General features: G+C 68.1%; 13 protein-coding genes. 9 read left to right on the top strand and 4 right to left on the bottom strand.

Features of this window, described 5'->3' with window-relative positions:
• Positions 1 to 2 precede the first annotated feature (2 nt).
• A complete protein-coding gene (locus tag B4A39_RS08445; protein ID WP_292035377.1) occupies positions 3 to 2,417 on the bottom strand; it encodes a TonB-dependent receptor domain-containing protein in 2,415 nt (804 codons plus the stop codon).
• Positions 2,418 to 2,555: 138 nt separating this feature from the next.
• On the opposite strand from B4A39_RS08445, the gene B4A39_RS08450 reads away from it, so the two are divergent.
• The gene (locus B4A39_RS08450; RefSeq protein WP_292035379.1) at positions 2,556 to 2,759 is read left to right on the top strand and encodes a twin transmembrane helix small protein; all 204 of its coding nucleotides are present in this window, start codon (positions 2,556 to 2,558) and stop codon (positions 2,757 to 2,759) included.
• An 18-nt stretch (positions 2,760 to 2,777) separates the two neighbouring features.
• Entirely contained in the window at positions 2,778 to 3,350 is a 573-nt protein-coding gene (locus B4A39_RS08455; protein WP_292035381.1) for a cob(I)yrinic acid a,c-diamide adenosyltransferase, read from the top strand.
• Between the two features lie 10 nt (positions 3,351 to 3,360).
• On the opposite strand, the gene B4A39_RS08460 is transcribed toward B4A39_RS08455, so the two are convergent.
• Positions 3,361 to 3,699 carry a hypothetical protein gene (locus B4A39_RS08460; protein ID WP_292035383.1) on the bottom strand — a complete coding sequence of 113 codons (339 nt, stop codon included), beginning with the start codon at positions 3,697 to 3,699 and terminating at the stop codon, positions 3,361 to 3,363.
• 124 nt (positions 3,700 to 3,823) lie between these two features.
• On the opposite strand from B4A39_RS08460, the gene B4A39_RS08465 reads away from it, so the two are divergent.
• Complete coding sequence (locus B4A39_RS08465; protein ID WP_292035384.1) at positions 3,824 to 4,588, top strand: electron transfer flavoprotein subunit beta/FixA family protein; 765 nt, start codon at positions 3,824 to 3,826, stop codon at positions 4,586 to 4,588.
• Positions 4,588 to 5,517, top strand: coding sequence for an electron transfer flavoprotein subunit alpha/FixB family protein (locus B4A39_RS08470; RefSeq protein ID WP_292035385.1), 930 nt, complete (start codon positions 4,588 to 4,590; stop codon positions 5,515 to 5,517). The genes B4A39_RS08465 and B4A39_RS08470 overlap by 1 nt, the downstream gene beginning before the upstream one ends.
• 76 nt (positions 5,518 to 5,593) lie before the next feature.
• Here the strand turns inward: B4A39_RS08470 and bla are convergent, their stop codons facing one another.
• Positions 5,594 to 6,634: a subclass B3 metallo-beta-lactamase gene (gene bla / locus B4A39_RS08475; RefSeq protein ID WP_292035386.1), complete on the bottom strand. Its 1,041-nt coding sequence runs from the start codon at positions 6,632 to 6,634 to the stop codon at positions 5,594 to 5,596.
• 142 nt (positions 6,635 to 6,776) lie between these two features.
• Here bla and B4A39_RS08480 point away from each other — a divergent pair, with 142 nt between their 5' ends.
• The 5 genes from B4A39_RS08480 to arfB all read left to right on the top strand — a co-directional run bounded on the left by B4A39_RS08480 (position 6,777) and on the right by arfB (position 11,026).
• The gene (locus B4A39_RS08480) at positions 6,777 to 7,055 is read left to right on the top strand and encodes a DUF167 domain-containing protein (RefSeq protein WP_292035387.1); all 279 of its coding nucleotides are present in this window, start codon (positions 6,777 to 6,779) and stop codon (positions 7,053 to 7,055) included.
• 87 nt (positions 7,056 to 7,142) lie between these two features.
• On the top strand, positions 7,143 to 8,639 hold the full coding sequence (locus B4A39_RS08485; RefSeq protein WP_292035388.1) for an amidohydrolase: 1,497 nt from the start codon (positions 7,143 to 7,145) through the stop codon (positions 8,637 to 8,639).
• 3 nt (positions 8,640 to 8,642) lie between these two features.
• Positions 8,643 to 9,986 carry an amidohydrolase family protein gene (locus B4A39_RS08490; protein WP_292035389.1) on the top strand — a complete coding sequence of 448 codons (1,344 nt, stop codon included), beginning with the start codon at positions 8,643 to 8,645 and terminating at the stop codon, positions 9,984 to 9,986.
• A 183-nt stretch (positions 9,987 to 10,169) separates the two neighbouring features.
• Positions 10,170 to 10,628: a YaiI/YqxD family protein gene (locus tag B4A39_RS08495; RefSeq protein ID WP_292035391.1), complete on the top strand. Its 459-nt coding sequence runs from the start codon at positions 10,170 to 10,172 to the stop codon at positions 10,626 to 10,628.
• A complete protein-coding gene (arfB, locus tag B4A39_RS08500; protein ID WP_292035392.1) occupies positions 10,625 to 11,026 on the top strand; it encodes an alternative ribosome rescue aminoacyl-tRNA hydrolase ArfB in 402 nt (133 codons plus the stop codon). The genes B4A39_RS08495 and arfB overlap by 4 nt, the downstream gene beginning before the upstream one ends.
• Positions 11,027 to 11,032: 6 nt before the next feature.
• On the opposite strand, the gene B4A39_RS08505 is transcribed toward arfB, so the two are convergent.
• On the bottom strand, positions 11,033 to 11,503 hold the full coding sequence (locus B4A39_RS08505; protein ID WP_292035394.1) for a hypothetical protein: 471 nt from the start codon (positions 11,501 to 11,503) through the stop codon (positions 11,033 to 11,035).
• Positions 11,504 to 11,524 lie beyond the last annotated feature (21 nt).

Raw genomic sequence — 11,524 nt, forward strand, 5'->3', positions numbered from 1 at the left:
GATCAGAAGCGAGCGTTGATGCTGAGCCAGAAGCTCCGCGCCTTGTCCTTGTTGTTGTAGTGGTCGAGGTAGACCACCTCGCCGGTGGTCTGGTAGCGGCCGTCGTCGTCCAGGTCGTAGAAGGCCGTGTCGTAGGTGGTGAAGTCGCGGTCCAGCAGGTTGTTGACGCGTCCGTTGACGGTCAGCCAGCTGTTCACTTCATACGACGCCGCCAGGTGGAGCACGGTGTAGCTCTTGTAGAAGAGCTCCTTGCTGTTGGCGACGTCGTAGCTGCGATAGCGCTTGGAGCGCATCTCGCTCGACAGCAGGAAGTTGAGCTTGTCGGTGGCCTGCCATTCGACCATGGCGTTGGCCATGTGGCGGGCGCTGTTGCCCAGGGGGCGGCCGGCGTTCTGGCCGCTCTTCTGTTCACTGTCGGTGAAGGTGTAGTTGCCGCGCAGGCTGAGGGCCTCAAGCGCCTGCCAGCGTCCGGCGATCTCCACGCCGCGGATTACGACCTCGTCGATATTGGTCGCGCGGCTGCTGGTGCCGTAGCCGATGTCGGCGAACTCGCCGCTGGAGGCGCAGGGCAGGTCGGTGCCGGCGCCGCAGGGCTGGTTGGCGATCTTGTCTTCAAAGACGTTGTTGAAGACCGTGGCGTTGAAGTTGTGGCGGTCCGGGTGACGCCAGTAGACGGCCAGTTCGGTGCTGACGCTGGTCTCCGGCTGCAGGTTCGGGTTGCCGAACATGGGCGAGGTGCCCTGGCCGCCGAAGCCGGTCACGCCGTCATAGAGCTGGGTCGTCTGCGGCGTCTTGAAGCCGGTGCTGACGCCGCCCTTCACCGTCCACTGGTCGTTGACGTTGTAGACACCGTAGAGGCGGGGGCTGAACTGGCTGCCGAACAGTTCGTGGTCGTCATAGCGCAGGCCGGCCGTGACGGCGAAGGCCGTCGTGGCTTGCCAGGTGTCCTCGGCGAACAGCGAGAACATGTTGTGTTCCTGCTTCTGTCCCGGCGTGCCGCTCTCCATGCCGAAGACGCCGTCCGTCAGCTCCCCGCGGATGACCTGGCCCCCCAGGACCGCGATATGCTCGCCCGCGAGCTGGAAGGGCAGGTCTATCTGGGCGTCGAGGGTGTACTGCGCGCTTTCCAGCGTGCGCTTGGGACGCGGCAGGAAAGTCGTTTCCGCCAGGGCGCGGCGGTCCGCCGTGCTCATACCGGCGTACTGGCCCGTGCCGTCGAACATGGCTAGCAACTGGGCGCGTTCGGCCACCGTGAAGGGCATGGTGCGGCCTTCGTTGTTGGTGGCGACGTGCGACAGCGACACGCGGCTGTTGCCGAAGCTCCAGCGGCCTTCGTGGGTCAGAGCCCAGCTGTCGCGGGTGAACTCCTGCGTCGGGCTATAGCCGACGCGCGGGTTGGCGCGGCGCGACCACACCCCGCCGTTACGGCCGCAAGTCGCCGCATTGGCTCCCGTGGCGCCGAGGCAGAAGTTGCCTGCGGTCCAGATGCTGGCGATGTTGTCGACCGTGCCGACCGGATACTCGGGATCGCCGGCGTCGTTGATGCGGATCTGGTTGTTATATTCCTGCTTCGACATGTCGTAGTCGAAGGTCAGCGTCTGTTCGCTGGTCGGGGTGAAGATCAGGCTGAAGCCGGCCGTGGTGTTGGTGTTGTCGACCGTCTTGCCGCCGCCGCCGAAGCCGAGCGACCGGTTGTGCACGTCGCCGGCCGGATCCTCGACCGACGCGAAGACGGGGTTCGAGGCGCTGCGGTCGTACCAGCTGGCGCGAACGCCCAGGTTCAGCAGGCCCCGGATCAGCGGGCCCGTGGCGTAGAGGTCGGCGGTGGTGTCGTCGCCGTAGGCGTCGTTTTCTTCAAAGGTGCCGCCCACCGTCATCGAGCCCGACCAGCGGTCCAGCGTGCGCTTGGTGATGATGTTGATGACGCCGCCCATGGCCTCGGCGCCGTACAGGGTCGAGGCGGGGCCGCGGATCACTTCGATGCGCTCGACCGCGTCCATCGGCGGGATGTGGTTGAACTGGTTGCCGCCGAAGTCATTGGGATAGATGTTGCCGTGGTTGTTCTGGCGACGCCCGTTGACCAGGATCAGGGTGTAGTCCGAGCCCATGCCGCGCATGGAGATGGTGCCCTGGCCCGTCTTGTCGCGCGTCTCGCCGACATCGACGCCTTCCAGATCGCGCACGGCGTCCAGCAGGGTGATGTAGGGGCGACGCTTCAGCTCTTCCTGGGTGATGACGCTGATGCTGGCCGGGGCGTCGGTCAGCTTCTGTTCGAAGCCGGCGGCGGTGACGACGACGTCGTCGACGGTCGTGGTCTGGGTCTGGTCGTTCGCCAGCGCGCCCTGACCCAGGGACAGTGAAGCCAGCGCCGAAGCGGCCAGCAGGGTCGAGCGACGAGAGACGGCGAAGGAAAACATGAATAACCCCGGTTAGTTGCGAGCGCCTCTCAACAGCAGGTCGCCGAACGTGACAATGGGGGTGTGCGAATAGGTCGCAACTGCAGTTCGGCGCGTGGGGTGCTGGCGCGCGGAGGGCGGCGCGCCTAGAAGGCGGTCATGGAAATCTTCGACATCCTGATCCTGATCGCCATCGCGGCCGTCACCATCACCCTCGGCTTCGGGGTCTACACCCTGTATCGCGGCGGCGATTTCGCCCGCACCAACTCCAACAAGCTGATGCGGCTGCGTGTCGTGCTGCAGGCGGCGGCGGTGCTTTTGCTGATGGGCGGCATGTGGTGGAAAGCCACGCACGGCGGCTAATCCGAGGGGGCTGAGACCATGGTCACGCTGAACAAGATCTACACCCGCGCTGGCGACGGCGGACAGACGCGTCTGGCGTCGGGCGCGCCCGTCTCCAAGACCGATCTGCGGGTCGAGGCCTATGGCGCGGTGGACGAACTGAACGCCGTCATCGGCCTGGCCCGTCTGAACAGCGGCCAGAACGACCGCATCGACGCCATGCTGGGCCGCATCCAGAACGAACTGTTCGACCTCGGCGCCGACCTGGCGACCCCGCTGGAGCCGGCCCCGAAATGGGAGGCGCTGCGCATTGTCGCCTCGCAGGTCGAGCGGATCGAGAGCGAAATCGACTGGATGAACGAGAGCCTGAAACCGCTGGGCAGCTTCATCCTGTCGGGCGGCTCGCCGCTGTCGGCGCACCTGCATCTGGCGCGCACCGTCTGCCGTCGGGCCGAGCGGGACGCCATTCGTCTGATGGAATCAGGCGAGCCGGTGAACCCGGACGCCGTGCGCTATCTGAACCGGCTCTCCGACCACCTGTTCGTCGCCGCCCGTCGCGCCAACGCCAACGGCGCCGCCGACATCCTGTGGAAGCCTGGCGCGACGCGATAGCGGCAGGCGCTTAGCGTTGCAGGGCCGCGACGCGGGCGCGTTCGGCGTCGGTGGCGGCGGCGCGCGCGCGTTTCTCGGCGTTCAGCTGGTCCTCGATGACGACCAGTTCCTTGTTCTTCTCGGCCGAGGCTTCCGCCCTGGTCACGCCGATGGGGCGGCCGGTGATTTCGGCGATCGAGATGGGCTGGGCGCAGATGCGGCTTTCCATGTCGTACCACTTGCCCTGGGCCTCGCAGCGCTCGCCCGGCTCCATCCAGTAGCGCTGGAACACGAAGACCCCGGCGATCATCAGGCTGAAGATGCCGAAGAACAGGACGCTGAGGCGTCGGATCGTCAGAAAGCGTTTCATGCGGGTCTCATAGATGAAAAATGCGCCGACGACACGGCTGCAGTTCACGTAGCGTTACGTTGACAGGCCGGTTTAGCCGGTCCAATCCCTCGACCCATATTTCGATGACCAAGTGGATAGGCTCATGAAGGTACTCGTCCCGGTGAAACGGGTGATCGACTCGAACGTCAAGGCTCGCGTCAAGGCGGACCAGACCGGCGTCGACCTGGCCAACGTCAAGATGAGCATGAACCCCTTCGACGAGATCGCCGTCGAAGAGGCCGTGCGCCTGAAGGAAGGCAAGGAACACCATGCCGCAGGCACGGCGACGGAAATCGTCGTCGTCTCCATCGGCGTGACCCAGGCCCAGGAAACCCTGCGCACGGCCCTGGCCATGGGCGCCGATCGCGGCGTCCTGATCCAGTCGGACGCGGACCTGGAGCCGCTGGCCGTCGCTAAGCTGCTGAAGGCGGTCGTGGACGAAGAGAAGCCGGACCTGGTCCTGCTGGGCAAGCAGTCGATCGACGGCGACAACAACGCCGTGGGTCAGATGCTGGCCGCCCTGCTGGACTGGCCGCAGGCCACCTTCGCCGGCAAGCTGGTCATCGAGGGCGGCAAGGCTGTCGTCACCCGTGAAGTCGACGGCGGTCTGCAGACCGTGGCGGCCGAGTTGCCCGCCGTGGTCTCGGTCGACCTGCGCCTGAACACCCCGCGCTACGCCAGCCTGCCCAACATCATGAAGGCCAAGAAGAAGGAGATCGCCGTAAAGGCGGTCGCCGACTACGGCGTTGATACCGCCGACCGCCTCAAGGTTCTGAAGGTCACGACCCCGCCGACCCGTTCGGCGGGCGTCAAGGTCGCCGACGCCGCAGAGCTGGTTTCCAAACTCAAAGACGCAGGGGTTCTGTAATGGCCGTTCTCGTCATCGCCGACCATGACGGTTCGGCTGTTCGCGACACCACCCACAAGACGGTGACGGCGGCTCTGGCCCTGTCGTCGGACGTGGATATTCTGGTTCTCGGCAAGGGCGCTCAGGGCGTGGCCGCCGCGGCTGCGAAAATCGCTGGCGTGCGCAAGGTCCTGCTGGCTGAGGGCGACGCCGTCGCCCACGGTCTGGCCGAGGCCGTCGAGGCCACCGTCCTGCCGCTGGCCGGGAACTACGACGCCATCCTGACCCCGGCCAACACCGACGGCAAGAACTTCGCCCCGCGCATCGCCGCCAAGCTGGACGTCGCGCCGATCTCCGACATCGTCGAGGTCGTCTCGGCCGACACCTTCGTGCGCCCGATCTACGCCGGCAACGCCCTGGAGACCGTCCAGTCCGCCGACGCCAAGAAGGTCATCACCGTGCGTCCGACGGCCTTCGCCGCCGCCGCTGAAGGCGGCTCGGCCTCGGTCGAGACGGTCGCCGCTGGTGAAGCGCCCAAGACCGCCTTCGTCTCCGAGGAAATGGTCAAGTCGGACCGCCCCGAACTGGGCGCCGCCAAGATCATCGTCTCGGGCGGTCGCGCCCTGGGTTCGGCCGAAGAGTTCCACGCCGTCATGGACCCCCTGGCTGACAAGCTGGGCGCCGCCGTCGGCGCCTCGCGCGCCGCCGTCGACGCGGGCTACGCCCCCAACGACTATCAGGTCGGTCAGACCGGCAAGGTCGTGGCCCCGGCCCTCTACATCGCCATCGGCATCTCGGGCGCCATCCAGCACCTGGCCGGCATGAAGGACTCCAAGGTCATCGTCGCCATCAACAAGGACGCCGACGCCCCGATCTTCCAGGTCGCGGACTTCGGCATCGTCGGCGACTACAAGACCGTCGTGCCGGAGCTGATGAAGGCCCTGGGCTGAGGGCTGCTGCAGGCCGAATGAAGAGGGCGCGGCGCTGCAGGGCGCCGCGCCCTTTTTCGTGGCCCCGCCAATGCCATCACCCCGTTCTGTCGCTTGCCGGGGCCGGCCCCCGGCGGACCCCGTCCTCGGCGGACGGCGCGGCCGTCTCGCGCGCGACCTCTGCCTCGAAGGCGTCGCGCTGGGCCTGGATGTAGGCCTGATAGCCTTCGCGGTCGACGAAGGCCTCGGCGCCCAGGGTAGCGGCGCGGGCGCGCTTGGCGTCGAGGCCGAACCGTTCGGTGTGCGAGACCAGCCAGATGTCGGGCCGCAGCGCCGCCAACCGCTCGCCGGTCCGGCGATAGTCGTCGCCGATGCCGGGGTAGGAGGGGTTGCGCGCCACCCGGTAGCCCGGATTGACGCTCAGCCCGTCAGGCCAGACCACCTTGTATGTCTTGCCGTTGTCGGTGACCGTCGTGGTCCAGCTGGTGTCGCCCCGCGTGTGGCCGGGGGTCGCCAGCGCCGTCAGGGTGACCCCGCCCAGCGCGACCGTGTCGCCGTCGTGCAGCACCCGGTCGACCTTGACGGCCGGCCATCCCATGGTTCGCCAGTCCCAGCCGTAGTGGAAGTCGCTCTTGCCGCCGTCCTCGATGGCTGCGACGTCCGGTTCCATGATCGCCACCTGGGCCCCAGGGGCCAGTTCCTTGAAGTAGGCCAGCGCCCCGGCGTGGTCGGCATGGGCGTGCCAGGTCAGCAATACTTTGAGGTCCTCGGGCCGGAAGCCGAGCTTGCGGATGGAGGCTGCAATCAACGGCCCGGACGCGGGCGTCCCCGTGCCCAGCAAGATCAATCCGTCGGGGGTGTTGATCAGGTAGGATCCGAGACCCTGGGTGCCGACGAAGTGGATGGGGCCGACGATCTTCGTCGGCTCGGCCGGCTCCTCCCACTTCAGCGACTTGGTCGCGGCCTGGAGAAACAGGGCGTTGTCCTTGGCCAGCTGTTCCCGCGTCGGTGGTGCGACCGCCGGGGCTTTAGTGTCGGCCGCCGGGGGCTCGTCGGACGAACCGGTACAGGCCGACAGCAGCATGACTCCAGCCAAGGCGACGGCCAGCCGTGAAGTCTGGGGGAGTTCGCAATCCATCCTCTGGGCTCCGCTAAAGAGCGGTTGTCACTTGGCGCCCGTGGGATTCATATCCGGTCAAACCCCTATCGCGATGTTGTCCTGAACGACGCCCGTGGCTTGAATGATCGTCGACTCCGCCGTCGCTGAACCTCCTGATCCCATGACCCGCCTCCCCATCCGCCTCACCCCCCGCGCCGCCGCCGACCGCATCGACGGCTGGGGCGTGGACCCCGACGGTCGTCCCGTGCTGAAGGTCCGCGTGCGCGCCCAGCCGGTCGAGGGCGAGGCCAACGCCGCCCTGACCGCCGTCCTCGCCAGGGCCCTGAATGTGCCCAGGCGCGCCGTGACCCTGGCGCGCGGCGGCCAGTCGCGACTGAAGATGATCGAGGTCGAGGGGCTGGACGAGGCCGAGGTCCGCGACCGCTTGTCCGGCTCCTGACAATTCCCCTTTACGGCGAGGCTGAACCCCCTTTGTATGCCGTCCCATTGTCAGCCCGCCGTCCGCGGGCGCGAGGGGGTCTCGCCCATGTTGCTTAACCGTCTGCGGGGCCCGAGCCTCGCTGTCCTCACCTGCGCGCTCGGCGCCCTGGCCCTGTCGGCCTGCGCCACGACCGGCGACGCCAAGCCCCGGACCGAGACGGCCTCGACCGCTCCGGCGTCCAGGGACCGCACCATGGCTCCGGGCCTGGACGGCTGGGCCAACACCGACCCCTATCCCTCGACCTATCGCGGCCTGCCGCGCGAAAACCTGGCCCTGGTCGGCGCCACGGTCCTGACCGGCGCGGGGCAGAAGATCGAGAGCGGCGTGGTGATCGTCACCGACGGCCGCATCGCCGCCGTCGGCGGCGCCGACACCCCGGTCCCGGCGGGCCACAACGTCATCGACGCGCGCGGCCGTTATGTCACGCCTGGCGTCATCGACATCCACAGCCACCTCGGCGTCTACCCCTCGCCCGGCGTTCAGGGCATGAGCGACGGAAACGAGGCGACCAACCCGAATACGGCCCAGGTCTGGGCCGAGCACTCCATCTGGCCTCAGGACCCGGGCTTCAACACAGCCCGCGCCGGCGGCGTGACCACGCTCCAGATCCTGCCCGGCTCGGCCAACCTGTTCGGCGGGCGGGGCGTGACGGTGCGCAACGTCCCGTCGGTCACCATGCAGGGGATGAAGTTTCCGAACGCTCCCTACGGCCTGAAGATGGCCTGCGGCGAGAATCCCAGCCGCGTCTACGGCGGTCGCAACACCTCGCCGGCCACCGGCATGGGCAATGTCGCCGGCTATCGCGCCGCCTTCATCTCGGCCCGCGACTACAAGGAGAAGTGGGACAAGTGGCGTGAAACGGGGCAGGGCACGCCCCCGACCCGCAACCTTCAGCTGGAGACGCTGGCCGGGGTGCTGGACGGCTCCATCCTGGTCCAGAACCACTGCTACCGCGCCGACGAGATGGCGGTCATGCTCGATGTGGCCAAGGAGTTCGGCTACAAGGTCACCACCTTCCACCACGCGGTCGAGGCCTACAAGATCGCGCCCCTGCTGGCGCGTGAAGGCGTCTGCGCCGCCATGTGGACCGGCTGGTGGGGCTTCAAGATGGAGGCCCTGGACGGCATCGAGGAGAACGCCGCCCTGACCGACGCGCCCGAGGGGTCGTGCGCGGTGATCCACTCCGATGACGCCGAACTGACGCAGCGCCTCAATCAGGAAGTCGCCGCCGCCCTGTCGGCCGGTCGTCGCGCCGGGATGAACATCTCGGAAGAACACGCCATCAGCTGGATCACCCTGAACGCCGCCCGTTCCATCGGCATCGACAAGGAGACCGGCTCGCTGGAACCCGGCAAACGCGCCGACGTGGTGATCTGGAGCGCCGATCCCTTCTCGATCTACGCCCGCGCCGATCAGGTCTTCATCGACGGCGGTCTGGCCTTCGACCGGTCCAACCCCGCCTTCCAGCCCGTATCCGATTTCGAACTGGGTCAGCCCGGCTTCGGCCAGTCCGCCGCCGGCGTCGCCCAGGGAGCTCGCTGAACCATGCGTATCCAAACCCTTCTCGCGGGCGCTGTTGCAGCGTTCGCCCTCGTCGGTCCCGCCGCGGCGCAGGACGTCGCCATCACTGGCGGCCGCATCCTGACCGGAACCTCGGTGATCGAGAACGGCACCGTCGTCATCCGTAACGGCAAGGTTGTTTCCGTTGGGACCGGCGCGGCCCCGGCCGGCCTGCGCACCATCGACGCGCGCGGCCAGATCGTGGCCCCTGGCTTCGTCGCCGTGGACTCCGGTCTCGGCGGTTCGGAGGTCGGCTCGGTGCGCGGCTCCAACGACCTGTCGAACAGCGCCAACACCCTGAGCGCGGCCTTCGACCTGTCCTATGGTCTGGATCCCTGGTCCTTCACCCTGCCGGTCGCCCGTCTCGGCGGCGTCACCCGCGCGGTGGTCACGCCCCAGCACGCCGGCTCGGGCGGCGGCCACAGCCATGACGACAGCGACTTCGCCGGCGCCGGCCACGGCGGCTATCAGTCGCCCGGCCTGTTCGCCGGGCAGGCGGCGGTTATAAAGCTGGGCGGCGCCGACATTCTGGTGAAGCCGCGCGTGGCCATGGTCGCCCCCTTCGGCGAGGCCGGCAAGGGCGTCGCCGGCGGTGCGCGCGGGGCCGAATTCGTCCTGTTCAAGGAAACCCTGGCTGAGGTGCGCCTCTACGCCCGCAACAAGGCCGCCTATGACCGCGCGGCGCTGCGCGACCTGTCGCTGTCGCGGGCGGACCTCGAGGCCCTGATCCCGGTGGCCAACGGTTCCATGCCGCTGATCGTCAGCGTCAACCGCGCCTCGGACATCCAGCAGGTCCTGCGTCTGGCGCGGGAGGAGGGCGTCAAGGTCATCCTCGACGGGGCCGCCGAAGGCTGGCTGGTCGCCAATGAGATCGCGGCGGCCAAGGTCCCGGTCCTGTTGCACCCGATCACCAACCTGCCCGGCAATTTCGAGATGCGGGCGGCGCGGATGCAGAACGCGGCGGCGCTGAACGCGGCGGGCGTGGTCATCGCCATCAAGGGCAACGAGGGTTCGACCCATCGCGCCCGCGACATCCGCTACAACGCCGGCAACGCCGTCTCGCACGGCCTGCCTTTCGCGGCGGCTATCCAGGCGATCACGGTCAACCCGGCCCGCATCTTCGGCTTCGACGGCCAGTTCGGCGAGCTGAAGCCGGGCGCGGCGGGCGACGTCGTGGTCTGGTCCGGCGATCCGCTGGAACCGCTGAGCCAGCCCTCCGCCGTGTTTATCGACGGCGTGGAACAGCCGCTCCAGGCTCGCAACCTCCTGCTGCGCGACCGCTATCGCACCGGCGGCGAAGGGGCCATGCCGGTGGCCTACCCGCAGTAGAATCCTTCTCCCCTTGCGGGAGAAGGTGGGCGCCGCAGGCGCTCGGATGAGGGGTGTCAGCGCCGCGATCGAAAGGTCGCGGCGCTTTCTTTTGAGCATGAGGCGAGGGGCAGCGAGACCCCTCATCCGTCAGGCTTCGCCTGCCACCTTCTCCCGCAAGGGGAGAAGGGCCATAAGGAGCGCATGGCCACCACCCTCTACATCGACGCCGACGCCTGCCCCGTGAAGGAGGAGGTCTATCGCGTGGCCCGCCGCTATGGGCTCAAGGTCTTCGTGGTCTCCAACACCTGGATCAACGTCCCGCGCGAACCCCTGATCGAACAGATTGTGGTCGATGCGGGCCCCGACGTGGCCGACGACTGGATCGCCGAGCGGGCGACCGCAGGCGACATCGTCATAACCGCCGACATCCCCCTGGCCGACCGCTGCCTGAAATCCGGGGCTCAGGCCTTGAAGGCGAACGGCCAGCCCTTCACCCCGGATTCGATCGGTTCGGCCCTTGCCGGGCGCATGGTGGGCGAGCATCTGCGGTCCATCGGCGTGGCCACCAGCGGCCCCCCGCCCTTCTCCGCGGCTGACCGCTCTCGCTTCCTTCAGGCCCTCGACACGGCGGTCGTCCGTGCACGGAAGGTCAGTCCGTGAGCCGCATTCCCGAGGATGAGCTGGAGTTCCGCTTCTTCCGCTCCGGCGGACCGGGCGGCCAGAACGTCAACAAGGTCTCGACCGCCGTGCAGATGCGGTTCGACGTCAAGAACTCGCCCAGCCTGACCGAGCCGGTCAAGGCGCGCCTGATGAAGCTGGCGGGCAGCCGCCTGACCCTGGACGGGGTCATCCTGATCACCGCCGTCCGTTTCCGCACCCAGGAACGCAACAGGGCGGACGCCATCGAACGGCTGGACGACATGGTGGCCGAGGCCTCGATCAAGCCGGTCTACCGCGTTCCGACCCGTCCCACGCGCGCGTCCAAGGAGCGGCGGCTGAAAACCAAGTCCACCCGCTCGACCATCAAGAGCGGGCGCGGCAAGCCGTCCCTGGACTGATCCGGCTCACCCCGGCGCGGGGCGATACAGCAGGGCCGCGATCTGGTCCTCGTCATCGAACCCTATGACCCAGTCGGTGGCCTGCTTCTCGAAGACGACCCGGAACAGGTCCGCCCCGTCCTGCTGGCCGCGGTGTTCGACCGTCCGGACCGCGCCCAGTTGCTGGATGCGCGGCGCGAACTCGGCGGCCCGGCTGCGGATCTGTTCGGCCAGGTTGGGGCTGAACACGGAATAGTCGATCTGACGCGATTGCAAGGAGGCGATCACGGCGCGCAGGGCCTGTTCGGCGCGGGCGATGTCGGGCGCTTCCGCCGATACAGGGGCGGGCGGGGCTGCCCGCGTCGCGGGGGCGGCCGCCGCCGGCTGTCCGAAGGCGTCTGGAAGCGTGGCCGCCGCCGTCTGGGCCACAGCAGGCAGGGCGAACAGGCTGCAGCCTAGCACGGCGCCCAGGACGAGGGCTTTGGTCGGGGTCGTCATGGGCTCGGGGCTCCGAAGAAA

The organism is Brevundimonas sp. UBA4553 (assembly GCF_002387245.1).
Taxonomy (GTDB): domain Bacteria; phylum Pseudomonadota; class Alphaproteobacteria; order Caulobacterales; family Caulobacteraceae; genus Brevundimonas.

Coding starts and splice junctions, on each gene's coding strand:
- B4A39_RS08490 (WP_292035389.1), top strand. CDS start 8,643: ATGCGTATCCAAACCCTTCTCGCGGGCGCTGTTGCAGCGTTCGCCCTC.
- B4A39_RS08455 (WP_292035381.1), top strand. CDS start 2,778: ATGGTCACGCTGAACAAGATCTACACCCGCGCTGGCGACGGCGGACAG.
- B4A39_RS08450 (WP_292035379.1), top strand. CDS start 2,556: ATGGAAATCTTCGACATCCTGATCCTGATCGCCATCGCGGCCGTCACC.
- bla (WP_292035386.1), bottom strand. CDS start 6,634: ATGGATTGCGAACTCCCCCAGACTTCACGGCTGGCCGTCGCCTTGGCT.
- B4A39_RS08505 (WP_292035394.1), bottom strand. CDS start 11,503: ATGACGACCCCGACCAAAGCCCTCGTCCTGGGCGCCGTGCTAGGCTGC.
- B4A39_RS08485 (WP_292035388.1), top strand. CDS start 7,143: ATGTTGCTTAACCGTCTGCGGGGCCCGAGCCTCGCTGTCCTCACCTGC.
- B4A39_RS08480 (WP_292035387.1), top strand. CDS start 6,777: ATGACCCGCCTCCCCATCCGCCTCACCCCCCGCGCCGCCGCCGACCGC.
- B4A39_RS08445 (WP_292035377.1), bottom strand. CDS start 2,417: ATGTTTTCCTTCGCCGTCTCTCGTCGCTCGACCCTGCTGGCCGCTTCG.
- B4A39_RS08465 (WP_292035384.1), top strand. CDS start 3,824: ATGAAGGTACTCGTCCCGGTGAAACGGGTGATCGACTCGAACGTCAAG.
- B4A39_RS08470 (WP_292035385.1), top strand. CDS start 4,588: ATGGCCGTTCTCGTCATCGCCGACCATGACGGTTCGGCTGTTCGCGAC.
- B4A39_RS08460 (WP_292035383.1), bottom strand. CDS start 3,699: ATGAAACGCTTTCTGACGATCCGACGCCTCAGCGTCCTGTTCTTCGGC.
- B4A39_RS08495 (WP_292035391.1), top strand. CDS start 10,170: ATGGCCACCACCCTCTACATCGACGCCGACGCCTGCCCCGTGAAGGAG.